The organism is Flavobacterium sp. ALD4, assembly GCF_002836475.1.
In the GTDB taxonomy this organism is placed as follows: domain Bacteria; phylum Bacteroidota; class Bacteroidia; order Flavobacteriales; family Flavobacteriaceae; genus Flavobacterium.
Genome location: NZ_PJBJ01000028.1, coordinates 178,847 through 204,059, shown reverse-complemented (window position 1 = coordinate 204,059; position 25,213 = coordinate 178,847). Strand labels below are relative to the sequence as shown.

Sequence of the window (25,213 nt, the reverse complement as noted above, 5' to 3'; positions counted from 1 at the left end):
AAAAAATCAGTATTTTTGGAGTAAACAATTACGTCATGAATGAAATAATTAATTATTTTTCGACCATACCCTCCTCGCACAGGAGCTTAATTCTGGTAAGTGGAATCACTATTTTTTGGTTGATCGAAAATGCATACCCTCTTTTTAACTTTAATTACAAGAAATGGCGTCATGCCGGTATTAATATATTCCTCACATTAACCACTATTGTCATTAATTTCTTACTGGCTTTCGTTTTATTAAAAACTGCTGATTGGACGGTTGCGAATAATTTCGGAATTCTTCAATGGCTTCCTGAAATACCATTATGGCTGTATGTATTAGTCGGTTTGTTATTATTAGATTTAATTGGAGCATATCTTGTACACTTTGTCGAACACAAAACTAAATTCCTGTGGCGATTTCACTTAATACATCATACAGATACTTGGGTAGATACCACATCTGCAAACAGACATCATCCCGGCGAAAGCATTATTCGATTTACATTCACGACTTTGGGCGTTTTAATTGTCGGAAGTCCTATGTGGATGGTATTCCTCTACCAAACGCTATCCGTGATTGCAACCCAATTTAACCATGCCAACATTGCATTACCAAAAAAGTGGGACACTATCATGAGCTATTTAATCGTATCCCCAGACATGCATAAAGTCCACCACCACTATAAGTTACCCTATACCGACAGTAATTACGGAAATATATTTTCAGTTTGGGACCGTCTTTTCGGAACGTTCAGAACACTTTCCAAAAAAGAAATTGTATATGGAATTGACACCCATATGAAAAATGAAGAACACAATGAATTGAAGAATTTGTTGAAAATTCCTTTCCAAAAACAACGTTCCTCGGAAAAGAATTACACTCCATAAAAAAAAATTGATTTTATGGTCAGAAGTAATTATATTTGTCTTAATATTGTTCTATCTAATTTAGAATCAATTATTAATCATTAAAAACAAATTGAATTAATTTTCACGTGATGAAAAAGAGTAACCGCAAAGAATTAAACTGGGAACAAACAGAAAAACTTGTTACATTGGCCTTAGAGGAAAAAAATCCTTTTGAAATTATTAAAAAGGAATTTGGCCTGGTCGAAAAAGAAGTTTTGGAAATTATGAAAAAGAAGATGCCGGCAGAGAAATTTGAGATGTGGAAAAAGAAAGCTACTGCAAATAAACCAAAGCCAAAACCCATTAAAATTGATCATTTTGATGAAGACTTGGATGGTAAATATTATATCAAAAACAAATTGGATTAACCAATTAAAAAACACTCTTATTTAGGGTGTTTTTTTTTACGTGAATTTTTAACCCTATTTTAAAACTTATTCCCTGCTCGTACCTTGTAACGTTTTTACATTTTGGCAGTCTAATAAGAAAACAATAAAAAATGAAAAAAATAATTTTTGCATTTGCATTAACATCGATCCTTTGGAGTTGTAAAACTGTCAGTTCGGTGACAACTGCAACAAAAAAAGAACAGGTTCAAGTAACCATAAATCTAAACGAAATAACGAATGACCAAGTACTGGTAACGATAAAAGCTCCTTCCATCACAACAGATGAAATTACGTACCACATCCCTAAAACAGTACCAGGAACGTATTCCGAAGATAATTACGGTAGATACATCGAAGATTTGAAAGCTTATGATGCAAAAGGGACTTTATTGGCTGTAAAAAAACTTGATGTTAATTCTTGGTCTATTTCAAAAGCAAAAACCCTGAACAGAATCACTTATTTAGTAAATGACTCATTTGATACGGAGAAAGGCACAAAATTTGGCGATGAAGATATCTTTTCACCTGCAGGATCAAACATTGATGCCGGTAAAAACATAATGTTAAACACGCATTGTTTTGTGGGTTACTTCACCAACTTCATGTCGATACCTTATAACGTTACCATTACCCATCCTGCAACACTTTGGGGAAGCACTTCAATGACCGACCTAGACAAAAGCACTACGGCCGATACTTTTATAACCGCTCGTTATGCAGAATTGGTAGAAAACCCAATTATGTATTCAAAACCGGATTACACTACGTTTACAGTTGACGGGATGGAAATCCAAATTAGTGTTTATTCTCCTACTGGAAAAGTTACTGCTGAAAGCATAACACCGGAGATGAAAACTATGATGACAGCACAAAAAACCTTTTTAGGAAAAATAAATGCCACTAAAAAATACACAGTCTTGTTGTATTTATCGACCATGGAGCAAAACGATGCAAAAGGTTTTGGAGCACTGGAGCACCCTACTGCTACCACAGTTGTTTTACCCGAAGTGATGCCAAAAGAGGAATTGGTAAAATCGATGATGGATGTAGTTTCCCATGAATTTTTTCATATTGTAACTCCGCTTAGCATTCATTCTAAAGAAATCCAATATTTTGATTATAATAACCCAAAAATGTCAGAACATTTATGGATGTACGAAGGCGTTACCGAATATTTCGCTAATCTTTTCCAAATCAACCAAGGTTTAATAACTGAAGAAGATTTTTACAGCCGTCTATCAGACCAAATGGAGCGTGCGGGCGTGATGAACGACACCATGTCTTTTACCACAATGAGCGCCAATGTCTTGAAACAACCCTACAAAGACCAATACATCAACGTATATCAAAAAGGATCATTGATAGCAATGTGCTTGGATATCATTATAAGAGAAAAAAGCAACGGAGAAAGAGGCATTCTTGATTTGATGCAAAAACTTTCTAATGAATACGGTGTTTCAAAACCATTTAACGACAACGAACTTTTTGCTAAAATCACGGCTTTGACCTACCCAGAAGTGGGTGCTTTTTTAGCAACTTATGTAGCTGGGACCACCCCAATTCCTTATGCAACCTACTTTGCAAAAGTGGGTGTCACACAATCTACCGTAAAATCTCCCGGGAATGTATTCCTGCAAGGGCAAGTACCCTACATTACCGTAAATCCACAGACAAAAGAAATCGTTGTTATTCCGAATATTGAATTAAATGACTTTTATACTGCTTTAGACCTTAAAGGAGGTGATATTATAATGGCTATAAATAACAAACCCTATTCTCTGGACAACATCTATGATATGATTGGTGAAAGTCAGGCTTGGAAAGAAAACGACGGGATTACCGTTAAAATAAAGCGAGATGGAGCTGAACAGATACTCAAAGGAAAGGTCAAACTTCCTTATGAAGAAAAAGAAGCCCTTAAAGCAACCGATGCAACAAAAAAGACTTTCAGAGAAGCTTGGTTGAGAGGTTAAAACTAAAAATCAGACAAGAAATCCCAATTTAGAAATAGATTGGGATTTTTTTATGAAATTCACCTAATATAGCGACTCATCTTTCCAACAATTTTCTTTATTTTGCAGCAAAATATTTAAACAATGAAAAAATCACTTCTTGCATTCGTTTCTCTGTTGCTTTTGGCATCATGTGCTAAAAACGACTCAAAAACAAACTTGCACATTACCGGAAATATTAAAGGGCTAAAGAAAGGCACCTTATATATTCAAAGAGTAGTTGACAGTACTCTTGTTGCCATAGACACTATTACAATTGATGGCAGCTCTGCTTTTGAAAGTGATATCGACTTAAAATCACCTGAAATGCTTTATCTGTTCCTAGACAGAGGAGTAAGCAATTCATTAGACAATAATTTATTGTTTTTTGCTGAGCCCGGAAATATCAACATAGAAACAAACTTGGACGCTTACCTTTCAGCAGCTAAAATAACAGGATCTAAAAATCAAGAATTATATGAGGATTACAAAAAAGTCAGCTCCCGTTTTAGAGATGACAACTTAACCTTACTGGAACAAAAATTCAATGCTATAAAAAGCCAGAACACAAAAGCAATCGACAGCCTGAGTGTAAAACAAGATTCTAATACAAAAAGAAGGTATTTATATGCTACCAACTTTGCCATTAACAATAAGGATTACGAAGTAGCTCCATATATCACTTTATCCGATATATATGATATCAATCTTAAATACCTGGATACGATTCAAAAATCAATGACTCCAAAAGTAGCACAGTCTCTTTACGGAAAGAAACTGACCGAATATGTAGCCAAGGTTAAAACTCAAGAACAAAACGATTAGAGAGTCGTTTCTACATATTCTTAAAACGCCCAAAAAAACGCCCCAATTGTATTGAGGCGTTTTTTTTGGGTTTATAGGGAACATTTTTTATTTCCTATATTAAAACAAAAAACCATCTAACAAAAGTTAGATGGTTTTACAATGAGCCGGCGGAGGGACTCGAACCCACGACCTGCTGATTACAAATCAGCTGCTCTAGCCAACTGAGCTACGCTGGCAATATTATGGCTACAAATCAAGTTCTGAATTTTTATTACATAAAAAACCATTGATTATCTATGAATTTTATTCGATGATTTCAAACTATTCAGCTCTTTGTCTCTATTTTAGAAAAAAAACCACCTAACAAAAGTTAGATGGTTTTACAATGAGCCGGCGGAGGGACTCGAACCCACGACCTGCTGATTACAAATCAGCTGCTCTAGCCGACTGAGCTACGCTGGCGTCTCATTACGGGTGCAAATATACAGATGAATTCGTCTTTTACAAAATAAATCTGCACTTTTTTATCGCTTTTTTTGACTACAATTCGTTGATTTTAGCAATCAATTGATTTGCAGTTTGTTCCAATTCAACATTGATTTGTTTGAAGTGGGCTTTTTTATCTTCTACCTTCTTAGCGTTCACTTTTGTGATCAAAGTATCAAAAGCAGCGATAGCTTCATCAATTAAATTATTAGTTTCTGTTGTTGGTTTTCCAGTAGTTGAAATTTCATACAAGTAAACTGCTTCAATAATATCTCCTAAAACGTAGTTGATGTCTTTTTTTAAATTCTTAATATTTGCCATTTCTTTTTAATTTTAATTTGCGTTTGCAAAAGTACATATAATCTTTCTATTACCGACTATGAAATGTAAATTTCTAAAATAGAAGCTTTTCCGCTTATCACGTAATAATCCATTGCGGCAGGAATTAGCACCGTATCTCCTTTTTGATACTGATAGAGATTCATATTGTACTCAATTTCAAATGCTCCATCAATACACATATATACCGTAAAACTATTTCCCGTCTTCGAAATGGTTATCGTATCTGTTAACGGAATAAAATTAGTAGTGAAATAAGGACAGTTTACAATTGTATCTGACTGGTTTTCGTCCTCTAAATACTCTTTGCGAGTATCAAGCTCTTTATAATTTATAGCTTCCAGAGCTAAATCCACATGCAGTTCTCTAGTATTACCCTGTGCATCTACCCTATCAAAGTCATAAATACGATATGTAATGTCTGATGTTTGCTGAATTTCTGCAACCAGTAACCCGGCACCTATCGCATGCACCGTTCCTGTTTCAAGAAAGAATACATCTCCTTCTTTTACTTCTACACTATCCAGAATAGAAAGTAAAGTCTTGCTTTTTAGCTTTTCTAAAAATTCTTTTGAATTAGAATCTTTTTTGAAGCCAACAATTATTTCCGAACCTTCATCAGCTTGCATGATGTACCACATTTCTGTTTTTCCGAAAGAATTATGTCTTTTCTTTGCCAAAGCATCATTGGGGTGCACTTGAACCGATAAGTCTTCTCGAGCATCTAAATATTTGAAAAGTAATGGAAACTCCTTCCCAAAACGTTCATGCACTTCTGTTCCTAATATTTCATTTGGAGCTTCATCTATGACTTCTGTCAATAACTTCCCTTTCAAATCTCCATTAGCAATTATACTAACATCACCTTCAACAGTCGACAACTCCCAACTCTCTCCCGTTATTTTTGAAGTAATTGATTTATTAAGGACCGTTTTTAGTTTTTCGCCACCCCAAATTCGTTCCTTTAGTATAGGATCAAACTGTAAAGGGTATATATTTATACTCATTTCAATGTCTTTTCAGAAAACAAAATTATATGTTCTGTAATTAATGTCAACTATTGTTTGTTACTCTAAGATATCAATTTTTTTACCGCTTCCAGCGCTTTTGGAATATGCTTAGTAGCCATCATGCTATCAAAAATCATTATTATTTCCCCAGCTCTATCTGTCACATAAGTTACTCTTCCTGGAAGCATCCCAAACATTCCTGATGGAACTCCAAAAAGCCTCCTTATTTTTTTATCATGATCCGATAATAAAATAAAAGGTAATTTATATTGTTTCGTAAATTTCTGATGAGACTCTACTGTATCACTACTGATTCCGATAACTTCCGCACCCAAATCTTTGAAATCTTCGTATTGATCCCGGAAGCTGCATGCCTGCGCGGTACAGCCCGGAGTATTGTCTTTGGGGTAAAAATAAATAACCAATGGCTTCTGACCTACCAGCTTTTGACTGTCAAAATCATTCCCATTGCTGTCTTTCGCTTTAAAATTCGGGATGCTGTCCCCTTTTTTTAATTCCATTACTCTCCTCTGTAAGTTACAAAATTACGCGGAGTCTCATAAAGAATAACTTCTATATCAAAGTCTGCTTGAATCTTTTTTCGCAACTTATTCCAAATCACCACCACTATATTTTCGGCTGTAGGATTAAGATCTTGAAATTCAGGGACATCTAGATTTAGATTTTTATGATCAAAGCGATTTTCTACCTCTTCTTTAATGAGATCAGACAAAATCTTTACATCCATAACATAGCCTGTCTCTGGATCGATATGACCAGTAACACCTACAATCAATTCATAATTGTGACCGTGATAATTCGGGTTATTGCACTTTCCAAAAACAGCATCGTTTTTCTCGAATGTCCAGTCCTTGCGATACAATCGATGAGCTGAATTAAAATGTGCTTTTCTACTTATAGTTACTTTCATATTGTTTATAATTTTGACCATTGCTTCCGTTCAAAGTCACAAATGGATTTTAGATAAAAAATTAAGGTTTAGGATACTATTAAATTTTGTGATCTTCTAAAAAATGATAAAATTCATCGAAAATTATTTTAAACCATACGGTGTAAATTTCCGGATGCGCTTGCATGTCGTCTTTCACGTCATCAATAGCCATCCATTTCCAAGCTTCGACTTCTTCTGGATTTATAATGGGATTTTCATCATAATAACCAATCATTACATGATCTAGCTCATGCTCTGTCAAACCATTATCAAACGGGGCTTTGTATATAAAATGAAAAAGCTCTTTGAGCTCTGTTTTGAACCCCATTTCTTCAAACAATCTTCTACTACCAGCACCCGTATTACTCTCCCCTTCTCTTTGATGGCTGCAACAGGTATTAGTCCAAAGAAGCGGAGAATGGTATTTCTGATGAGCACGTTGCTGCAGCATGACTTCATTTTTGTTGTTCAAAACAAAAACAGAAAAGGCACGATGCAAAAGCGCTTTTTCATGTGCCTCTAACTTTGGCATCAATCCAATTTGCTGATCGTCCTTATCAACTAATATTACATTTTCTTCTATCATAATTAATTTTAGCATTGCAAAAATACAAAAAACCTAAAGAATAGCGGGTCCTTTAACTTTCTGTTTCGAATTGTTGAAGTTAAAAAAATACATCGGAATTACACTAACAATCTATAAAAATCATTAATTGATTCTTTCTTACTTTTGATATCCTAAATACTATTTGACAATGAGTAAAATAAATATCCGAAAAGCCAGACTGGAAGACTTGAATATCCTTCTCGAATTTGAACAAGGAATCATTACTGCCGAACGCCCTTATGACCCAACCTTAAAGGAAGAGAAAATCAATTATTACGATATTGAAAAAATGATTACTGCAGCGCATATTGAGGTTGTCGTTGCTGAAATCGGGGCTAAAATTGTAGGTTCCGGTTATGCTCGAATAGAAACTGCAAAGCCCTATTTGAATCACGACAACTATGCCTATCTGGGATTTATGTATACGGATCCTCAACACAGAGGAAAGGGAGTCAACGCAATAATTATCGAGGCCTTAAAAGAATGGTGTCTTTCCCAAAAAATAACGGAACTCCGTTTAGATGTTTATCACGATAATCCTTCCGCAATTAGAGCCTATGAAAAAGTGGGATTCAAAAAACACTTATTGAATATGAGAGTTGAACTTTGACAGTTAATCAGCCACAACATCAAAAGCCTCTTTTCTATGTAAATAACAATAGTTAAAACTTACATAAATAGCTGTTAATACAACAGGTACAAGGCATCATAAAGTCGAATAGCGGCTTATCTTTGTTATCAAGACGGCGGAAAGTCCTTTGGGCATTAAAACGGAATGCTACAGCCAGATAAAACCGGTATTCCTTCTAAAAAAAATGGTATTTACACATGCAAAAATAGCATTTATCATCATTTTGCTTATACCCCTTGTTCATGTATACCGCTAGTGGACAAACAGCAAAAGATCAAAACAAAAAAATCAACAATTATGGAAAATAAGATCAACAAACCGGAAAACCCATATTATTCCAATACAGACAGTACAAAACTACACCTGACAGATGCCGACTGGAAAAAGGTATTGCCAGAAGACGTATATGAGGTAACACGAAATGCCGACACCGAAAGACCTTTTACCGGAAAATACTGGAATACAGATGAAAAAGGAGCGTATTACTGTGCTGCCTGCGGCAACCAATTATTTCGTTCCGGCGCCAAGTTTTCTAGTAGCTGCGGCTGGCCGAGTTTTTTCGAACAAGACAATAAAAACAGTGTTATTTATAAAAAAGACAATTCGCTGGGCATGGAACGAATTGAAGCTCTTTGCGGAAGATGCGCCGGCCATTTAGGTCATTTATTTGATGATGGACCTGCCCCGACCGGCAAAAGATACTGTATGAATTCTATAGCCCTCGATTTTATACCGGACACAAAATAAGATGAACAAAATATTTTAATAACCTTTATGACTGCGTTAAGCATAGTGGGTAAAATAATGAAACCGAAAAGTGATTTTCGGTTTTTTTTATTTGATTTGCTTTTCAAACAAGATGTTTTTTCTTTTTAGAATAGCATTGCAGAGGTTTAATTTTTAATATATTTGCTTATAACGTAGTGTTTTTAAGACACTAACCAGAACCTTTGTCCTAAACAACTATGAAAAAAATAATCTTTTCTGCAGCTCTATTTTCATTTGTATGCCTTGCCTATGCTCAAAATGCTGCCCTAAAAATCAAGATTGACAGGAAGGCTGAGTCCTTAGAGTCAAAAGTTATCACATGGAGGAGAAATTTTCATCAAAATCCTGAGTTAGGAAACAGAGAATTCAAAACTGCCGAAAAAATTGCAGCACATCTGCGTTCTCTTGGAATTGAGGTACAGACAGGTGTCGCCAAAACAGGAGTTGTAGGTATTTTAAGAGGAGGAAAACCGGGACCGGTTGTTGCTCTTAGAGCAGATATTGATGCTTTACCGATTAAAGAGCGAGTAGACATTCCTTTCGTTTCAAAAGCAGAGGGAGAGTATAATGGCCGAGAAGTACCTGTCATGCATGCATGCGGACATGATACTCATATTGCTATGCTAATGGGGACTGCGGAAATTTTAGCTTCCATTAAAAGTGAGTTAAAAGGAACTGTAAAATTTATTTTCCAACCAGCGGAAGAAGGTGCTCCTGAAGGCGAAGAAGGAGGAGCAAAATTAATGGTAGAAGAAGGTGTTTTAAATAACCCAAAGGTGGATGTTATTTTCGGATTACATATTAATGCTCAGACAGAAGTTGGTAAGATAAAATATCGCCCAAAAGGAACCATGGCAGCCTCGGACTGGTTTACAATAAAAATAATGGGCAAACAAACACACGGAGCTTATCCATGGCTTGGAATCGACCCTATTGTTACCGCTTCACAGATAGTACTTGGACTTCAAACAATTGTAAGCCGAAATATAAACATTACAGAATCAGCAGCTGTTATTAGTGTAGGACAAATAAACGCGGGAGTAAGAAGTAACGTTATTCCAGAGGAACTTACAATGACCGGAACTATTCGCTCTCTCGACAGCAAAGTGCAGGACATGTTGCATGCCAGAATAAAACAAGTAGCGACTTCAATTGCTGAAAGTGCTGGAGCCACTGCCGAAATAAATATAACTAAGCAAACTCTTATCACCTACAACGACCCATCATTAACTGAAAAGTTGTTGCCAACATTAGAAGCAACGGCCGGTAAAGATAACGTCTCTATTACACCTGCCGTAATGGGCGCAGAGGACTTTTCATTTTATCAAGAAAAAATTCCGGGGCTATACTTCTTTTTAGGAGGTGCTCCTAAAGGCAAACCAATCTCTGAAACAGCTCCACATCATACTCCGGATTTTTATATTGATGAAAGTGGTTTTGTTTTAGGAATGAAAACCATGTCAAACCTTACAGTAGATTATATGGAAATGCAATCGAAAAAATAAAATGCTAAATAACAACAGCCAACCCACTTGGAATATGGCAACCAACACAAAATAGAAAGGTTTAAAAAAACAGTATAAACAATGGAACCGAAAAGTGATTTTCAGTTTTTTTTTACGTACTTCTAGCTTAGCTTTCAACCTATTCCCGGTAGCGCTATAATCTGTAAAAAGAATATACCACATCGCTATTTCACGTCCCATTGGCATTCACAAAAAAGGAAAAATCAGTTCAAAACATAATTAATGGCATCCAAACTTGGAAAATATAATTTAGTTTCAGACTTGCTATTTCAGCTAAAAAATTAAATATTATCAAATCGCTGTTTATGTACCTTATCTTCATTTTTTATTAAAAAAATGAGCTCTGAATCATTACGATTTAAAGGGTCGAAAATACCTCATTTTGATTCAACATTAGTCTAAATGGTAATGACTACATAAAGCTAATTAAGCAATCCCAAACAGTAAATATTAGGGCGATCAACGAGTCAGGAGACGCTTTAATAATTTTAATAAATAACATATTAGACATCGCAAAGGTAGATACTGCAAGATCACTTTTGAGAATATCCCTTTTTAAACTATCAAAGTCAATTTCTGCGAAGCTTCATCTTTTTGAACAAAAGATGCTGAAAAAAAAAAAGCATACAATTATCCTATATCTATGATCCCGCCATCCTTAAACTTTTAGTTGGAGATCCGATGCGTTTGCGGCCAGTTATTTTAAATTTAAGGAGTAACGCTCTTAAATTTACTTCAAAAGTCAAAATAAGTTTAAACATATTGATGGTCAGTGAAGACAGGAAATCTATCGCAATTGAATTCTTAATAACTGTCACGGGGATTGGCATTGCCCAAGATAACGTCGAGCAAATATTTAAGAATTTCGAATAGGCTACCAAGGGGACCTCCAAATCCTATGGCAGAACCGGCCTCGGTCTCGCCATTGTTAAACATTTGGTCGAACTGCAAGGAGGAACAATAATAGCACTTAGTGAAGAAAGAAAAGGATCCTCGTTTGGCTTTATTATGAATTTCAAAAAATCGAAATCACAAGAAATCACAAACGACGGTGAACCAGAAGTATCTTACCTTGACATTTCCAAAGAATCAACAACCAAAGTATTAGTTGTCGAAGACGTAGTCCTAAATCAACTTTTACTAAAAATAATATTATTGGATTTCGGATTTGAGATTGAGATAGCTGAAAATGGCAAGATTGCAATCAATTTACTTCAAAAAAACGAAAATGAATATGACATAATTTTGATGGACTGCCAAATGCCAGTAATGAATGGTTTTGAGACTACATCATACATCCGCAATGTTCTGAATTCTAAAATTCCAATTATTGCCCTTACTGCCGATGTCACGACTTCCGATGTGGAAAAATGCAACTAATTGGGAATGAATACATATCAAAACCAATTAATGAAAAATTATTGTTCGCCAAAATTACCAAACATCTTGTGAGAATTTAGGTTAACCACCATCTATTTATCAGTTTTTTATGATTGTATTAGAGTCGGCAGAAATTTAAATTCCCTTACTTTGCCTTGTAAAGAAATATAATTTTAAATATGAAAGCACTTACTTTTTCGGCATTTGGTACTTCAGACGTTCTTGAATATATAGACATACCAGCTCCAGTACTAAAAAAAGAGGAGATTCTAATCGAAATGCGTGCGATAGGCTTAAATTTTGCAGACGTGTACAGACGAAAAGGGAATTATCATTTACAAGGAGACCCCCCTTTTATTGCGGGTTACGAGGGTGCCGGCCTAGTAGTTGACTCGAATAATACCAAGTTCCAAGTCGGAGATCGAATTGCGTTTGCTGATGTCCCTTTCGCCAATGCAGAATTAGTAGCCGTTCCCCTTGCACATGTTATTCCTTTGCCCGACAGTATCACTTTCGAAACTGCCGCCACCATTCTTCTTCAAGGATTGACCGCTCATTATTTAGCGACTGACAGCCATAAAACAAAAAAAGGAGAAACAGTGCTTATTCATGCATCTGCTGGAGGAGTAGGTCAATTTTTAACTCAAATTAGCAAACTATTGGGTGCCACAGTTATTGGTCTAACCTCATCAGAGTCAAAAGCGGAAATAGCTTTGAAAAACGGAGCCGACAAAGTATTTTTATATTCTGAAGACTGGAAATCTAAGGTATTAGACTACTGTCCCAAAGGAGTAGATGTTGTTTACGACAGCGTGGGCAGTACCTTAAGCGACAGTTTTGAGGTAACTAAAACGTGCGGACAAGTGGTGTTTTTTGGGATGGCAGGCGGAGATCCTGATTTTATCAATCCAAGAATGTTAATGGATACATCTAAAACATTAACCGGCGGTGACTTATGGAGCTATTTAGCATCAAAAGAACAACGCATTAAAAGAGCTAACAAATTGTTTGACTGGATTAGCGGCAATCAAATTACCATTGCGGCGCCAACAGTTTTTAAACTTTCAGAAGGAAAAAAAGCGTATGATTATCTCGAAAGCAGAAAAAGTACTGGTAAAATAATTCTTATTCCTTAATTAGAAAGAACAACTAAAAATACCCACCTCGATTTATATAAAATTAAATCAAGGTTTTTTTATGTAGACTTTCCCCAATCATTAAAGCACATTTCTCTCCGTCAATGGCAGCTGAAATAATTCCGCCCGCATAGCCTGCCCCTTCTCCACATGGATACAGTCCTTTTATTTGGACGTGTTCATAGGTAAAGGGGTCTCTGGGAATTCGTACAGGCGAAGACGTTCTTGATTCCGGTGCGTGCAGTATAGCGTCATTAGTCAAATACCCGCGCATAGATTTCCCAAATTCAGTGAAACCTTCTCTTAAAATCTCGGTTAAAAAACGAGGGAAAACTTGCCCCATTTCTACTGAGGTGGTACCTGGAACATAGGATGTTTTAGGAATCTCCGACGATACTACGCTTTTTGTAAAATCGATCATGCGTTGAGCTGGTGCTTTTTGAGTTTCACCAGCGAGATGCCAAGCTTTTTGCTCAATACTCTTTTGGAATTCCATTCCGGCTAAAGCACCATATTTAGCATAAGGCTCGAAATCCTCCAGTTTTAGCTCGACTACAATACCAGAATTAGCCGTAGCCTGATCCCGTTTCGACGGAGACCAACCATTTGTCACTACTTCACCGGGACTGGTAGCACAAGGCGCAATCACCCCACCGGGACACATACAAAAGGAATACATTCCTCTGCCTCCCACTTGCTTTACAATACTATAAGGTGCCGGTGGCAATAGTTCGCCGCGATAATCACAACTGTACTGAATGCTGTCAATCAAGGATTGCGGATGCTCGGCTCTAACGCCCAAAGCAAAAGCCTTAGCCTCTATAAATATTTTTTTTCTGTCTAATAATTCAAAAATATCTCTCGCCGAATGTCCGGTAGCCAAAATCATTTTATTAGCTAAAATCGTATCTCCCTTTTGGGTTACGATTCCCTGAACTTCATTATTTTTTACTACAATATCTATCACTCGTGTTTCGAACAGTACCTGCCCGCCACATTCGATAATTTTCTCTCGAATATCCTGAATAATTTGGGGTAATTTATTGGTTCCGATGTGCGGATGTGCTTCCACTAATATATCCGGAGTAGCACCGTAAGCCACTAATAACTCCAGAATCCGTGTTACATCCCCTCTTTTTTTAGAGCGTGTGTATAATTTTCCATCAGAATACGTTCCTGCTCCGCCTTCTCCAAAACAATAATTAGAATCTTCATTAACAAGGTGATCTACATTGATTGCCTTCAAGTCACGACGTCGGCCACGCACCTCTTTCCCTCTTTCAATTACTATTGGCTTTAGGCCCAATTCAATTAACCGCAAGGCAGCAAAAAGTCCGGCAGGTCCAGCACCAACCACAATTACTTCTTGCGCGTTCGCAACATTTCCATACTCTGGAAGTCGTATTGTATCTTCTTTAAAAGGTTCTCCTTTAAAATAGACTGCCACTTTCAGATTAATTTTAATTGCTTTTTGACGTGCATCAATAGACCGCTTTAAAATGGAAACATGCTGAATTTCTTTTGGAGAAACCTTTAGTAGTTTTCCAAGGTGGTCTTTTAGCAACATTTCGTTTGCGGCAATTTCAGGAGATACTTGTAGTAGATGTTCTTGAGGCATTTCTTTAGTGATAATTCGTTTATTTGTTCCTTATAATTATTGAAAAACAAAGTGCAAAAATAGTATTTTGAAGTGGAATTAATTGGTTCTTTTGGCGGTAATTGTTTTTCGCCTTGAAAACTTTGTAACTTTGCCCCTTTAAACCTTACACTATTACACCATGTCGAGACAAATAAAACTAATATGGGATTTCCGTGGACCTGCTTCCGCAAAAACAGCTGAACATCATGAAATCCACCTAAAAGAATATATCGCAATGGAAAAATTGCCACTAAACATTACTGGTTTTGCTATCCAAGGTGAAATGCAAGCTATTGCTTTTATGGTAGTTACTGATGAAAACATGATTCAAGTACGTGATGCACTGAAACCACATCGTGGTGAAGTCTACGAAGGCTAACTCCCAATAAAAAATTCCAAATTCCAATGATGTTACGAATTGGAATTTGGAATTTCTTTTTATTAGAATTTCTTTTCTAATTCGCTACTTCGCTGATAAATTTTATTCGCATTAAGCGTAATTCATCAATGTCGTAATCACCTTCAAATTCCTTTAAAGCGCCTTCTATCTTATCTGATTCTGACTCCATAAAGTAATCATGAATCTCTTCTTGTTGTTCGTCATCAAGCATTTCATCTACCCAGTATTTGATATTCAATTTAGTACCTGAATAGACAATTTGTTCCATTTCCTTAAGTAAGGTTTCCATGCTCAACCCTTTTGCCTTAGCGATATCATCTAAAGACAATTTTCTATCGACGTTTTGAATAATATACAATTTAATGGCCGACTTGATTCCTGTCGATTTCACAACCAAATCGTCTGGACGTAAGATCTCATTATCTACCACATACCGATTTATTAATTCAACAAATTCAGTACCGTATTTCTTAGCTTTTCCTTCTCCCACTCCATGAATATGAATCAGTTCATTTAGAGAAACAGGATATTTCAAGGCCATGTCTTCCAATGAAGGGTCTTGAAAAACAACAAATGGCGGTAGTCCAAGTTTTTTGGATACTTTTTTACGTAAATCACGTAACATACCCATCAACACCTCATCTATTGCCCCCGAAGATTTAGACGCACTTACAATTGCTTGGTCTCCAGCCTCATTGTATTGATGATCTTCAGACATCATAAAAGAGCTTGGTTTTTTAATAAAATCCAAGCCTTTATCCGTAATTTTTACGATACCATAGGTTTCAATATCTTTGTATAAATAACCTCCCACGAGCACTTGTCTCAATAAGGCCATCCAATATTTTTCATCAAAGGCGACACCACACCCGAAAAAAGATTGAGAATCTGTTCTATGGGCTTTAATTATCGCATTGACTCTACCGATTAACGTAAAAACTATTTCTTTCGATTTATATAAATGCCTCGTGTCTCTAACCACCTCCAGCAATTTCACTACTTGGTCTTTGGCTTCCACCTTCACCTTTGGATTTCTTACATTGTCATCCATATCCGCACCTTCACCCGTTTCACTGTCAAATGCCTCACCAAAATAATGGAGTAAAAATTTTCTTCTTGACATTGAAGTTTCGGCATAGGCTACCACTTCCTGCAATAAAGCAAACCCAATTTCCTGCTCGGCAACTGGTTTACCGGACATGAATTTCTCCAGTTTTTCTACATCTTTATAAGAATAGTAAGCAAGACAATGTCCTTCTCCACCATCCCTACCAGCACGACCCGTTTCCTGATAATAACTTTCTAGTGATTTTGGAATGTCATGATGAATCACAAATCGCACATCTGGCTTGTCGATTCCCATTCCGAAAGCGATTGTAGCCACCACCACATCCACATCTTCCATAAGAAACATGTCCTGATGTCTAGCCCGTGTTTTCGCATCTAATCCTGCATGATAAGGCACCGCACTAATTCCGTTTACCTGCAGTACATGAGCAATTGCCTCCACCTTTTTGCGGCTTAGGCAATAAATAATTCCAGACTTCCCTTGGTGCTGTTTTATAAAACGAATGATATCTGATTCTACATTTTTTGTTTTTGTACGTACTTCATAATACAAATTAGGTCTGTTAAACGATGCTTTAAAAGTCGTAGCATCACACATATCTAAATTTTTCAGGATATCTTCCTGAACTTTTGGAGTTGCCGTAGCGGTAAGACCTATTATAGGTAAATCCCCCAGTTGTTTTATAATATGTTTCAGATTCCTGTATTCCGGCCTGAAATCATGACCCCACTCGGAGATGCAATGGGCTTCATCTATAGCCACAAAAGAAATGGTCACATTTTTAAGAAAATTAACATTTTCCTCTTTTGTCAAAGATTCTGGAGCGACATACAAAAGCTTCGTTAATCCGGAAGTGATATCCTTTCTAACTTGAGCAATCTCTGTTTTTGTGAGTGATGAATTTAAAACATGGGCAATACCTCTTTCTGAAGATAAACTTCTGATAGCGTCGACTTGGTTTTTCATTAAGGCAATTAATGGAGAAACAACAATGGCTGTGCCTTCTTGAACTAAAGCCGGGAGCTGGTAACACAATGATTTACCACCGCCCGTAGGCATAATTACAAATGTATTCTGTCTCTTCATTAGGCTTTCAATAACCTGTTCCTGCAAGCCTTTAAATTGACTAAAGCCAAAATATTTCTTTAATTCTTTATGTATGTCAATTTCGTTTGAATTCATTCTTTATTATGTGGTATTTTGTATAAATTTGCATCAGATAAAGATACAATTTTCTTTTACACTCACAAATTTTAAATATTCCGTTTTGATATCGAAAGAAAACATATTGGCGATAGCCAAAAAAACCATTTTATCTGAGAGCGAGTCAATTACAAAACTAACTGATTTCCTCGACGAAAATTTTTCAGATGCAACGCAAGCAATCTATAATTCGAACGGAAGATTAATCGTAACCGGAATCGGAAAAAGTGCAATCATTGCCCAAAAAATGGTCGCTACATTTAATTCCACAGGAACACCTTCAATGTTTCTTCACGCCTCTGAAGCAATTCATGGAGACTTGGGTATGGTACAAAAAGACGATATTATTATCTGCATTTCAAAAAGCGGAAACAGTCCTGAAATAAAAGCTGTTGTTCCCTTTTTAAAACGTTTTGGAAATACGCTGATTGCCATAACCGGGAACATGACTTCGTTTCTTGCAAAAGGGTCCGATTATGTATTGAACACCACTGTGGACGCCGAAGCTTGCCCTAATAATCTCGCTCCTACCAATAGCACTACCGCTCAATTAGTAATGGGTGACGCCATTGCCGTTTGCCTTATGGAAATGCAGAATTTCAAAGCAGAAGATTTTGCAAAATACCATCCGGGAGGTGCTTTAGGCAAAAAATTATTGCTCAGAGTTAAAGACATGCTGGAACATACTTTAAAACCTGTAGTTTCTCCGGATACGGCAATAAAAAAAGTGATTTTTGAAATCTCAGAAAAACGTCTTGGTGTTACTGCAGTTGTCGAAAACGATAAAGTCATCGGAATTATAACAGACGGTGACATTCGAAGAATGTTAAACGAAAGAGATTCTTTCGCAGATTTGACCGCGAAAGACATCATGACCAAGAATCCAAAATTAATTCAAACAACCGACATGGTAGCTGACGCATTAAATATTCTCGAAGATTTCTCCATCACTCAATTAGTTGTGGTAGATCATGGCGAGTATAAAGGCGTTTTACATTTACATGACATTTTAAAAGAAGGAATAGTATAATGGCGAAGAAAAATCAAAACGAAATGTCGTTTTTAGATCATCTTGAAGATTTAAGATGGTTATTGGTACGCAGCACACTGGCAATAGTGATTATGGCTTTTGCAACTTATTTTTTTAGTGATTACTTGTTTGACGCTATTATCTTTGGTCCGGTACGGCCAACATTTACCACATATCGATTATTTTGTGAACTGTCCCAATCCTTGGGTTTAACAGATAGTTTCTGCATTACTGAATTTCCCTTTATCATCCAGAATACCTCCATGGAGGGACAGGTAAATGTGTTCATTTGGGTCTGTCTACTTGCCGGATTTATTTTAAGTTTTCCCTATATTTTATGGGAAATATGGAAATTTATAAGTCCTGCACTTTACAAGAATGAAAAGAAAAACGCCAAGGCATTCATCTTTTTTTCTTCACTACTTTTCTTTATTGGAGTGCTATTTGGCTATTATATCGTGATTCCCATGTCAATTAACTTTGTAGCTACCTTTACAGTCAGTAATCTTGTCCTAAATCAGTTTACGTTAGATTCTTATATCGGGTTGGTTAAAACCTCCGTTCTCGCAAGTGGATTATTTTTTGAATTACCAATTATTATTTATTTCTTAACAAAACTAGGGTTAGTGACTCCTGCCTTTTTAAGAACCTACCGCAAATACGCAATTGTACTTGTCCTTATCGTGGCTGCCATCGTAACGCCACCGGATGTTGTAAGTCAAACTATTGTTGCAATACCAATGTTATTAATCTATGAAGCAAGTATCTTTATTTCAGTACTTGTAACTAAAAATAAAAAAGAGTAATTATGAGTGCTATTATTGAAGAATTTAATGACTACCGTTCTAAAATGAACGAAAAATTACTGGCGGACAACAACAAAATAGTAAAGCGAATTTTCAATCTTGACACCAATGCCTACGCTGCAGGTGCGCTTGATGTAAAAACAAAAGAACTATTAGGCTTAGTGGCTTCTGCTGTTTTACGTTGTGACGATTGTGTAAAATACCATTTGGAAACCAGTCATAAAATTGGGGTCACTAAAGAAGAAATGATGGAGGCAATGGGAATTGCAACCTTAGTGGGCGGAACTATCGTAGTGCCTCATTTGCGTAGAGCTTATGAATTTTGGGAAGCATTGGATGAAACCACAACAAAATAAGAGTCTTCTTCTTTGATAACAAAAGTGGCACCTGACCTTCATAGGGCAAGAATTCTACTTGAAAAAGAAACGAAATAATTGTTAATAGGGTTATTTGTTAATTTGGTTATTCGTTAATTTGATACGATTAAACGATTAACGTTTAAAACAAAGTATATGATTTTAAGAGCTGAGAATTTAGTAAAAACATACAAAGGAAGAAGTGTCGTGAAGGGCATTTCGGTCGAAGTAAACCAAGGTGAAATCGTTGGTCTACTGGGACCTAATGGCGCTGGAAAAACAACTTCTTTTTATATGATTGTAGGATTGGTTACACCAAATTCCGGCAACATCTATCTTGACGATTTGAATATTACCGATTATCCCATGTACAAAAGAGCACAGCAAGGAATTGGGTATTTGGCGCAAGAAGCTTCTGTATTTAGAAAACTAAGTATCGAAGACAATATCTTGAGTGTTTTACAGCTAACTAACCTTTCCAAAGAAGAGCAAGTTGCCAAAATGGAAAGCCTAATCGATGAATTCAGCTTAGAACACATCCGTACAAACCGCGGTGATTTACTTTCTGGAGGAGAACGTCGTCGTACTGAAATTGCGCGATGCCTAGCTACCGACCCCAAATTTATATTGCTTGACGAACCTTTTGCCGGTGTCGATCCAGTAGCCGTCGAAGATATTCAAAGAATTGTAGCCCAATTAAAAGATAAAAATATCGGAATTCTAATCACCGACCATAACGTACAGGAAACTTTAGCCATTACAGATAAAACCTATCTTATGTTTGAAGGAGGAATCTTAAAAGCAGGAGTACCGGAAGAATTAGTGGAAGATGAGATGGTGCGTCGCGTGTACCTTGGACAAAATTTTGAACTGAGAAAGAAGAAACTAGAGTTTTAAAGGAGTGCTAGGTTTAAGAGAGTGATCAGTACTCAGTGTACAGTTTAAAAAAAAGTGGTCAGTGGTCAGATTTAAATGAGTGATCAGTTTAAAAAAACGAGCCTTATTTTACTCCAAAATGAAAGGATATCAAATCCATAACTTAAACTAGTCTGCTTCATGAGCCAAAAAGAAAAACCCAGTAAAGCCACTTTAGAGAAATGGCACAAAGACCCTGATAATTGGAAGCTTGGTATCTTTTATTACAACAAAGAAGACAAACGCATATTACCTCCCAAAAGAATAGCCTGGGCTGGTTGGACGGTTAATTTTGCCAATTCTATTTCAATCGCCGTATTTGTGATCGTAACGATTCTAATAATTGGGCTGGTTTTTTTCTCCAAGTAAACAGTCAAGATAACGCATCACTGTTAGAAGTTATTCAATAGTAATAAACCGCAACTGCTGCACATCTCCATTGTAGATATTCACATCTACGCTGCCTTTTATTCCTGACACCGAAGCTTTTTCCGTGAATTGCCAAAACAACCAATCTTCCTGTATATTTTCCCGGTAAAAATTATAATTGGCGATCCAAAAAAGATAATCACTGAATTCTTCTTTTAAAAAATCATCATAATACCTTTCGCCAGTATAGATAATAGGCTTTACCTTGTAATGCTCCTCCACCGCTTTCAACCATCTTTTTAATCCGATTTTCAGTCGGTCCACGGACTGGTTTTCAGGAAGTCTTTCAATATCTAAAACCGGAGGCAAATCCCCTTTTTTCAAAGAAACCGTTTTAATAAAAAGAGCCGCCTGTTCTAGTGAATTTTCGTTAGGACGATAATAATGATAGGCTCCCCGAATGAGGTTGTTTTTTTTGGCGCCAAGCCAATTTTCATCAAATTGCTTGTCCAATCGGTCATTACCCACGGTGGCCCGAATGAAAACAAAGTGTACGGGATATTTATTTTCCAAGGTATCCACATCAACCCAACTGATTTTCCCCTGGTATTCAGAAACATCTAATCCAATTGCTTTTCCTGCATGTTTATCTAAAACTTGGTAATTTCGAACATCTGAAATACGCTTATCTTCTTCCTGCTGTAAAACCTTATTTGATTTAAAACTAAAATAATAGGCCAGGCCATTTCGGTAATAATAGCTTAGTCCAAAAACAAGTAGTATAAAAAAAGCAAGTATTGTAACCCGCAACACTTTCCCAGAAAAAAAAGAAGCTTTCTTTTTAGCCCTGCGTCTTACAGGTGGCATTCTTTTAACGCTTTTTTTTCCCATCTAATAAAAACTTATTGCTCACTATTGAGAGTAGTACATACCCAATGATTACAAATGGAATTCCTGCATATTGGAAAAAAACCAACAACAAAAAGGAAAGAAACAAAAAGCCAATTTGGAGTGCATTATCCTTAAAATTAAACTTTTTAATCTTCAAAGAAAATAATGGGATCTCCGCATTCAAAATGTAAGCACTAAAGAGTGTGATCACCAACAAAACCCATTGATTTGTCAGGATTTCGAGAACAATTAAGGAATCCGAATATTTTAATACTAGCGGTAAACTTAAAATAAACAGCGCATTAGCAGGCGTTGGCAAACCAATGAATGAATTCGTCTGACGGGTATCGATATTAAATACAGCCAAACGGTAACAAGAACCCATCGTGATGATAAATCCGAGAAAAGGCAGCATGAAGTGTGTTGAAATTTCATGTTGGCTGTTGGAAAGCATGAAAAACATCACATATCCAGGTACGACTCCACTGGTCACCATATCAGCTAAGGAATCCAACTCTAAACCCAGCGGGCCTGAAACTTTCAATAATCGGGCAAAAAAACCATCAAAAAAATCTAAAAAGATTCCAAGACATACAAAATAAAAAGCCATTTCGAAATCTGCGTTAGTCACAAAGACCATCGCAATACAGCCACACAGCAGATTAAGTAATGTTATTGAATTAGGAATGTGTTTTTTAATGTTCATCGCAAATTGAAATTTAAAGTCTTCGCTGACAAATTTAATATAATAAGTGAATTGAACCCCCGTTTTTTATAGAGATTATTAACAGTACAATTGCCAATCCTATTTATTTAGTGAAACAACGAACTAAGCTCAGCAAAATACTATATTTTTGATAAAAATTAAATCCCACTTTGGGTTAGTAAAAAACGATACGATTGAAAATAAATCAATTCTTTTTATTGCCTTTGGTTTGTACCGTAAATTACGGACAAGCCGTTAGAAAATATTCTAATGAGTTTATGAATATTGGAGTCGATGCGGCAGCCTTAGGGATGGCAAACGCAGTTACGGCTTCGACTGCCGATGTGAATTCGGGCTACTGGAACCCTGCAGGACTAATCCATTTAGAAGACCATCAATTGTCATTGATGCACGCCAATTATTTTGCAAATATAGCCCAATACGATTACATAGGGTATGCAAGTCCTATTGACGACCGCAGTGCCTGGGGTATTTCCCTAATCCGTTTTGGGGTCGATGAGATTTTGAACACCACAGAGTTGATAGACAGTCAGGGAAACATTGATTACAATCGCATCAGTCTTTTTTCTACGGCTGATTATGGTTTCACCTTTTCTTATGCTCGAAAACTACCCGTTCCCGGATTTCAATATGGAGTCAATGCAAAAATAATAAGAAGGATTATAGGTAAATTTGCCGATTCCTGGGGATTTGGATTTGATGTCGGACTTCAATTTGAAAAAAAGGATTGGAAATTCGGATTAATGGTTCGCGACATCACTACCACCTATAATGTATGGAATATCGATGAGAAGGAATACCAAAAAATTGCAGATGCAGTACCGGGACAAAATCAAGAACTCCCCGAAAGCACGGAGATCACAGCTCCAAAAGTACAACTGGGACTCTCTAAAAAGTTTATCATACGCTATGATTACAGTATTATGGCTGCAGCCAATGTCAATATGCGCTTCGCCAAAACCAATGATTTGATTTCGACTGATTTTTTCAGTGTTAATCCTGCTTTAGGATTCGAATTTGGATATACGGATCTTGTTTTTGTGCGTGCGGGAGTGGGCAATTTCCAAAACATTGAGCAACTGGACAACACAGAAAAAGTAGGCTTCCAACCCAATATCGGATTGGGTTTCAAATACAAAGGCATCCAGGTGGATTATGCCTTAACTGATTTAGGGAATCAAAGCGCCGCTTTGTATTCGAATATATTTACGTTAAAAGTGGATTTATCGCTTTTTAGGAATTAATCAACTTAATCAATAATTTTAAAAAATACTATTACACAAAGATTCACAAAGCAAATTAAGAGGCGCGCGTAGTACATTCATTTTGAACGCCATAGAGTAGAGAAAACAGAGCATTAAAAACAGCTGTTCGAGTATTACGCTTTTTAAGATGTATCATTGTAAAATCCGATTTAGTTAAAAAATAGTCACAACATTTATCATAACAGTATACCTAATGAATTCCTCATTATTAAAAAAAATAGTTTTCTCTTTGCTGCTCATTGCCACAATAAACTATGGCTTTGCACAAAGCCCGATATTGTCAGAAAACGCGCGTGTCAGTGTATTGACATGCGGAATCGGAAATGAATCCTATTCCCTTTTTGGACATACGGCAATCCGAATTAGCGACCCTAGTCAATTTATCGATCTGGTTTATAATTATGGTGCTTTTGACTTTAATACGCCTAACTTTGTCGCTAAATTCACCAAAGGAGACCTGCAGTATTTTGCCGTTGCACATCCGTACACTGATTTCATAAACGACTATACCTATGAAAGACGATCCGTTTACGAGCAAGAACTACATATTCCCGATAGTCTTAAACAAAAGCTATTTGATAACCTGAATACTTCTCTGGCTTCGGGAGAAAGTCATTACACCTATAAATTTATCGATAAAAACTGCACCTCCATGGTAGTGGATATTATCAATAAAACATTAGATACCACCGCTATCGTAAAAAATACTGATACTGACATCAGCTACAGAACCATCCTCTATCCTTATTTTGATGGTCACTTTTATGAAAAACTGGGAACCAGTATTATTTTCGGAAAAAAGGTCGATCAATTAGGCACAAAAATCTTTTTACCCTTCGAATTGAACAAAAGTTTAAAGACAGTAAAATTCGACAAGCAGTTGCTCGCCAAGGAAAACAAAACCCTTCTTGCTTTTAATGAACCCGCTCCTAGCTCTTGGTGGAATAATTTCTATGCGTATGGACTTCTTCTTGGATTCATTCTCTTTATGAATCGCAAAATAATAAACCAAATCTACCTTTTACTAATGGGAATATTAGGGTTGTTCTTTTTGTTTGTCGGGTTTTATTCAAGTCATCACGAATTGGCATACAATTACAACATCTTGTTATTCAACCCCGCCTTACTGGTGATGCTTTATTTTTGGTATACAGATAAAAAGAAATGGATCTACAACGGCTCTTTGTTCAACCTGCTTTGCTTAGTGGTGTACTTATTTATGATGATGAACAAAGCCCATTTACTGATTGTATCCCCTCTCATTATTACGACTGGCGTGGTATTGGTAAAATTAGCACTGAAAAACAAAAAGAAGCTTCCGATTATTATTTAAATAAAGTAACCCAAAAAGGGTAGTTCAATTTATCCAATAACTATTTCGGGGAATAGTATCTATGCTAAGCCTTCTCGATACATTTCAAAATAAAACTGTTGAAACACTCAAAGTGACGACTGTGGTTTTGAAAGGAAATGGGTGATCAAAAAACTACCCGAAATGCAGCAAGAGCTTTTGTCTTAGATTGAAGAGCCAATCCGTCAGTTCTAGTGATTTATAAAATTGCGTTTGCTATTTTAAAATTACATCAAGAACATTTCAAATGATTTTTAAAGAAAAATTCGGACCTATT

26 protein-coding genes, 2 tRNA genes and 1 pseudogene are annotated in these 25,213 nt (G+C 36.4%); 18 read left to right on the top strand and 11 right to left on the bottom strand.

What is annotated here, in order from left to right; all coding sequences use genetic code 11:
• Positions 1-35: 35 nt before the first annotated feature.
• The 4 genes from CXF59_RS07385 to CXF59_RS07370 all read left to right on the top strand — a co-directional run bounded on the left by CXF59_RS07385 (position 36) and on the right by CXF59_RS07370 (position 4,098).
• Complete coding sequence (locus CXF59_RS07385; RefSeq protein ID WP_101137177.1) at positions 36-872, top strand: sterol desaturase family protein; 837 nt, start codon at positions 36-38, stop codon at positions 870-872.
• Between the two features lie 110 nt (positions 873-982).
• Positions 983-1,261, top strand: coding sequence for a DUF2805 domain-containing protein (locus CXF59_RS07380; protein WP_101137176.1), 279 nt, complete (start codon positions 983-985; stop codon positions 1,259-1,261).
• A 131-nt stretch (positions 1,262-1,392) separates the two neighbouring features.
• Positions 1,393-3,255: a peptidase M61 gene (locus CXF59_RS07375; RefSeq protein WP_101137175.1), complete on the top strand. Its 1,863-nt coding sequence runs from the start codon at positions 1,393-1,395 to the stop codon at positions 3,253-3,255.
• Positions 3,256-3,378: 123 nt separating this feature from the next.
• On the top strand, positions 3,379-4,098 hold the full coding sequence (locus tag CXF59_RS07370) for a DUF4369 domain-containing protein (RefSeq protein WP_101137174.1): 720 nt from the start codon (positions 3,379-3,381) through the stop codon (positions 4,096-4,098).
• A gap of 144 nt (positions 4,099-4,242) precedes the next feature.
• Here CXF59_RS07370 and CXF59_RS07365 read toward each other — a convergent pair.
• The 7 genes from CXF59_RS07365 to idi form a co-directional block, all read right to left on the bottom strand.
• A tRNA-Thr gene (locus tag CXF59_RS07365) sits at positions 4,243-4,316 on the bottom strand.
• 152 nt (positions 4,317-4,468) lie between these two features.
• Positions 4,469-4,542 (bottom strand) — tRNA-Thr (locus tag CXF59_RS07360).
• A gap of 78 nt (positions 4,543-4,620) precedes the next feature.
• Positions 4,621-4,887 (bottom strand): hypothetical protein, encoded by a 267-nt coding sequence (locus tag CXF59_RS07355; protein WP_016988978.1) that lies wholly within the window; start codon positions 4,885-4,887, stop codon positions 4,621-4,623.
• A 56-nt stretch (positions 4,888-4,943) separates the two neighbouring features.
• The gene (locus tag CXF59_RS07350) at positions 4,944-5,912 is read right to left on the bottom strand and encodes a type I phosphomannose isomerase catalytic subunit (protein ID WP_101137173.1); all 969 of its coding nucleotides are present in this window, start codon (positions 5,910-5,912) and stop codon (positions 4,944-4,946) included.
• Positions 5,913-5,977: 65 nt separating this feature from the next.
• A complete protein-coding gene (locus tag CXF59_RS07345; protein ID WP_101137172.1) occupies positions 5,978-6,436 on the bottom strand; it encodes a peroxiredoxin in 459 nt (152 codons plus the stop codon).
• Positions 6,436-6,846, bottom strand: a complete 411-nt coding sequence (locus CXF59_RS07340; protein WP_101137249.1) for a 6-carboxytetrahydropterin synthase — start codon at positions 6,844-6,846, stop codon at positions 6,436-6,438. Before CXF59_RS07340 ends, CXF59_RS07345 begins: the two co-directional genes overlap by 1 nt.
• Positions 6,847-6,925: 79 nt before the next feature.
• Entirely contained in the window at positions 6,926-7,453 is a 528-nt protein-coding gene (idi, locus tag CXF59_RS07335) for an isopentenyl-diphosphate Delta-isomerase (RefSeq protein WP_101137171.1), read from the bottom strand.
• A 169-nt stretch (positions 7,454-7,622) separates the two neighbouring features.
• Between idi and CXF59_RS07330 the strand changes: the two genes are divergently transcribed.
• The 6 genes and pseudogenes from CXF59_RS07330 to CXF59_RS07305 all read left to right on the top strand — a co-directional run bounded on the left by CXF59_RS07330 (position 7,623) and on the right by CXF59_RS07305 (position 12,915).
• Positions 7,623-8,084 (top strand): GNAT family N-acetyltransferase, encoded by a 462-nt coding sequence (locus tag CXF59_RS07330; RefSeq protein ID WP_101137170.1) that lies wholly within the window; start codon positions 7,623-7,625, stop codon positions 8,082-8,084.
• A gap of 318 nt (positions 8,085-8,402) precedes the next feature.
• Positions 8,403-8,852, top strand: coding sequence for a peptide-methionine (R)-S-oxide reductase MsrB (gene msrB, locus CXF59_RS07325; RefSeq protein ID WP_101137248.1), 450 nt, complete (start codon positions 8,403-8,405; stop codon positions 8,850-8,852).
• 218 nt (positions 8,853-9,070) lie between these two features.
• On the top strand, positions 9,071-10,378 hold the full coding sequence (locus CXF59_RS07320) for an amidohydrolase (RefSeq protein WP_101137169.1): 1,308 nt from the start codon (positions 9,071-9,073) through the stop codon (positions 10,376-10,378).
• 702 nt (positions 10,379-11,080) lie between these two features.
• A pseudogene (locus CXF59_RS07315) lies at positions 11,081-11,398 on the top strand (ATP-binding protein); the annotation flags it as partial.
• 9 nt (positions 11,399-11,407) lie between these two features.
• Positions 11,408-11,779, top strand: a complete 372-nt coding sequence (locus tag CXF59_RS07310) for a response regulator (RefSeq protein WP_232758759.1) — start codon at positions 11,408-11,410, stop codon at positions 11,777-11,779.
• Between the two features lie 179 nt (positions 11,780-11,958).
• Positions 11,959-12,915 carry a quinone oxidoreductase gene (locus CXF59_RS07305; RefSeq protein WP_101137166.1) on the top strand — a complete coding sequence of 319 codons (957 nt, stop codon included), beginning with the start codon at positions 11,959-11,961 and terminating at the stop codon, positions 12,913-12,915.
• A 43-nt stretch (positions 12,916-12,958) separates the two neighbouring features.
• Here CXF59_RS07305 and CXF59_RS07300 read toward each other — a convergent pair whose 3' ends face one another.
• Entirely contained in the window at positions 12,959-14,533 is a 1,575-nt protein-coding gene (locus tag CXF59_RS07300; RefSeq protein ID WP_101137165.1) for an NAD(P)/FAD-dependent oxidoreductase, read from the bottom strand.
• A 160-nt stretch (positions 14,534-14,693) separates the two neighbouring features.
• On the opposite strand from CXF59_RS07300, the gene CXF59_RS07295 reads away from it, so the two are divergent.
• Positions 14,694-14,933, top strand: coding sequence for a hypothetical protein (locus CXF59_RS07295; RefSeq protein ID WP_101137164.1), 240 nt, complete (start codon positions 14,694-14,696; stop codon positions 14,931-14,933).
• Between the two features lie 76 nt (positions 14,934-15,009).
• On the opposite strand, the gene CXF59_RS07290 is transcribed toward CXF59_RS07295, so the two are convergent.
• Positions 15,010-17,205, bottom strand: a complete 2,196-nt coding sequence (locus CXF59_RS07290; RefSeq protein ID WP_101137163.1) for an ATP-dependent DNA helicase RecQ — start codon at positions 17,203-17,205, stop codon at positions 15,010-15,012.
• An 85-nt stretch (positions 17,206-17,290) separates the two neighbouring features.
• Here CXF59_RS07290 and CXF59_RS07285 point away from each other — a divergent pair, with 85 nt between their 5' ends.
• The 5 genes from CXF59_RS07285 (at position 17,291) to CXF59_RS07265 (ending at position 20,702) form a co-directional block, all read left to right on the top strand.
• A complete protein-coding gene (locus CXF59_RS07285; protein ID WP_198554650.1) occupies positions 17,291-18,256 on the top strand; it encodes an SIS domain-containing protein in 966 nt (321 codons plus the stop codon).
• Complete coding sequence (gene tatC / locus CXF59_RS07280; RefSeq protein ID WP_101137162.1) at positions 18,256-19,062, top strand: twin-arginine translocase subunit TatC; 807 nt, start codon at positions 18,256-18,258, stop codon at positions 19,060-19,062. Before CXF59_RS07285 ends, tatC begins: the two co-directional genes overlap by 1 nt.
• A 2-nt stretch (positions 19,063-19,064) precedes the next feature.
• Positions 19,065-19,418, top strand: a complete 354-nt coding sequence (locus CXF59_RS07275) for a carboxymuconolactone decarboxylase family protein (RefSeq protein WP_101137161.1) — start codon at positions 19,065-19,067, stop codon at positions 19,416-19,418.
• A gap of 156 nt (positions 19,419-19,574) precedes the next feature.
• Positions 19,575-20,315 (top strand): LPS export ABC transporter ATP-binding protein, encoded by a 741-nt coding sequence (gene lptB, locus CXF59_RS07270; protein ID WP_101137160.1) that lies wholly within the window; start codon positions 19,575-19,577, stop codon positions 20,313-20,315.
• Positions 20,316-20,474: 159 nt separating this feature from the next.
• Positions 20,475-20,702 (top strand): DUF5808 domain-containing protein, encoded by a 228-nt coding sequence (locus tag CXF59_RS07265; protein ID WP_101137159.1) that lies wholly within the window; start codon positions 20,475-20,477, stop codon positions 20,700-20,702.
• 30 nt (positions 20,703-20,732) lie between these two features.
• Here the strand turns inward: CXF59_RS07265 and CXF59_RS07260 are convergent, their stop codons facing one another.
• Both CXF59_RS07260 and CXF59_RS07255 read right to left on the bottom strand, forming a co-directional pair.
• Positions 20,733-21,593: a glycoside hydrolase family 25 protein gene (locus tag CXF59_RS07260; RefSeq protein WP_101137158.1), complete on the bottom strand. Its 861-nt coding sequence runs from the start codon at positions 21,591-21,593 to the stop codon at positions 20,733-20,735.
• A complete protein-coding gene (locus tag CXF59_RS07255; RefSeq protein ID WP_101137157.1) occupies positions 21,574-22,299 on the bottom strand; it encodes a phosphatidylcholine/phosphatidylserine synthase in 726 nt (241 codons plus the stop codon). The genes CXF59_RS07260 and CXF59_RS07255 overlap by 20 nt, the downstream gene beginning before the upstream one ends.
• 278 nt (positions 22,300-22,577) lie before the next feature.
• On the opposite strand from CXF59_RS07255, the gene CXF59_RS07250 reads away from it, so the two are divergent.
• Positions 22,578-23,564, top strand: coding sequence for a PorV/PorQ family protein (locus CXF59_RS07250; RefSeq protein ID WP_101137246.1), 987 nt, complete (start codon positions 22,578-22,580; stop codon positions 23,562-23,564).
• A 214-nt stretch (positions 23,565-23,778) separates the two neighbouring features.
• Positions 23,779-24,918, top strand: coding sequence for a DUF4105 domain-containing protein (locus CXF59_RS07245; protein ID WP_101137156.1), 1,140 nt, complete (start codon positions 23,779-23,781; stop codon positions 24,916-24,918).
• Positions 24,919-25,213 lie beyond the last annotated feature (295 nt).

What these genes read in the sequence shown, in the direction of transcription:
- CXF59_RS07385 (WP_101137177.1), top strand. Translation starts at nt 36, where the DNA reads ATGAATGAAATAATTAATTATTTTTCGACCATACCCTCCTCGCACAGG.
- CXF59_RS07380 (WP_101137176.1), top strand. Translation starts at nt 983, where the DNA reads ATGAAAAAGAGTAACCGCAAAGAATTAAACTGGGAACAAACAGAAAAA.
- CXF59_RS07375 (WP_101137175.1), top strand. Translation starts at nt 1,393, where the DNA reads ATGAAAAAAATAATTTTTGCATTTGCATTAACATCGATCCTTTGGAGT.
- CXF59_RS07370 (WP_101137174.1), top strand. Translation starts at nt 3,379, where the DNA reads ATGAAAAAATCACTTCTTGCATTCGTTTCTCTGTTGCTTTTGGCATCA.
- CXF59_RS07355 (WP_016988978.1), bottom strand. Translation starts at nt 4,887, where the DNA reads ATGGCAAATATTAAGAATTTAAAAAAAGACATCAACTACGTTTTAGGA.
- CXF59_RS07350 (WP_101137173.1), bottom strand. Translation starts at nt 5,912, where the DNA reads ATGAGTATAAATATATACCCTTTACAGTTTGATCCTATACTAAAGGAA.
- CXF59_RS07345 (WP_101137172.1), bottom strand. Translation starts at nt 6,436, where the DNA reads ATGGAATTAAAAAAAGGGGACAGCATCCCGAATTTTAAAGCGAAAGAC.
- CXF59_RS07340 (WP_101137249.1), bottom strand. Translation starts at nt 6,846, where the DNA reads ATGAAAGTAACTATAAGTAGAAAAGCACATTTTAATTCAGCTCATCGA.
- idi (WP_101137171.1), bottom strand. Translation starts at nt 7,453, where the DNA reads ATGATAGAAGAAAATGTAATATTAGTTGATAAGGACGATCAGCAAATT.
- CXF59_RS07330 (WP_101137170.1), top strand. Translation starts at nt 7,623, where the DNA reads ATGAGTAAAATAAATATCCGAAAAGCCAGACTGGAAGACTTGAATATC.
- msrB (WP_101137248.1), top strand. Translation starts at nt 8,403, where the DNA reads ATGGAAAATAAGATCAACAAACCGGAAAACCCATATTATTCCAATACA.
- CXF59_RS07320 (WP_101137169.1), top strand. Translation starts at nt 9,071, where the DNA reads ATGAAAAAAATAATCTTTTCTGCAGCTCTATTTTCATTTGTATGCCTT.
- CXF59_RS07310 (WP_232758759.1), top strand. Translation starts at nt 11,408, where the DNA reads ATGAATTTCAAAAAATCGAAATCACAAGAAATCACAAACGACGGTGAA.
- CXF59_RS07305 (WP_101137166.1), top strand. Translation starts at nt 11,959, where the DNA reads ATGAAAGCACTTACTTTTTCGGCATTTGGTACTTCAGACGTTCTTGAA.
- CXF59_RS07300 (WP_101137165.1), bottom strand. Translation starts at nt 14,533, where the DNA reads ATGCCTCAAGAACATCTACTACAAGTATCTCCTGAAATTGCCGCAAAC.
- CXF59_RS07295 (WP_101137164.1), top strand. Translation starts at nt 14,694, where the DNA reads ATGTCGAGACAAATAAAACTAATATGGGATTTCCGTGGACCTGCTTCC.
- CXF59_RS07290 (WP_101137163.1), bottom strand. Translation starts at nt 17,205, where the DNA reads ATGAATTCAAACGAAATTGACATACATAAAGAATTAAAGAAATATTTT.
- tatC (WP_101137162.1), top strand. Translation starts at nt 18,256, where the DNA reads ATGGCGAAGAAAAATCAAAACGAAATGTCGTTTTTAGATCATCTTGAA.
- CXF59_RS07275 (WP_101137161.1), top strand. Translation starts at nt 19,065, where the DNA reads ATGAGTGCTATTATTGAAGAATTTAATGACTACCGTTCTAAAATGAAC.
- lptB (WP_101137160.1), top strand. Translation starts at nt 19,575, where the DNA reads ATGATTTTAAGAGCTGAGAATTTAGTAAAAACATACAAAGGAAGAAGT.
- CXF59_RS07265 (WP_101137159.1), top strand. Translation starts at nt 20,475, where the DNA reads ATGAGCCAAAAAGAAAAACCCAGTAAAGCCACTTTAGAGAAATGGCAC.
- CXF59_RS07260 (WP_101137158.1), bottom strand. Translation starts at nt 21,593, where the DNA reads ATGGGAAAAAAAAGCGTTAAAAGAATGCCACCTGTAAGACGCAGGGCT.
- CXF59_RS07255 (WP_101137157.1), bottom strand. Translation starts at nt 22,299, where the DNA reads ATGAACATTAAAAAACACATTCCTAATTCAATAACATTACTTAATCTG.
- CXF59_RS07250 (WP_101137246.1), top strand. Translation starts at nt 22,578, where the DNA reads ATGAATATTGGAGTCGATGCGGCAGCCTTAGGGATGGCAAACGCAGTT.
- CXF59_RS07245 (WP_101137156.1), top strand. Translation starts at nt 23,779, where the DNA reads ATGAATTCCTCATTATTAAAAAAAATAGTTTTCTCTTTGCTGCTCATT.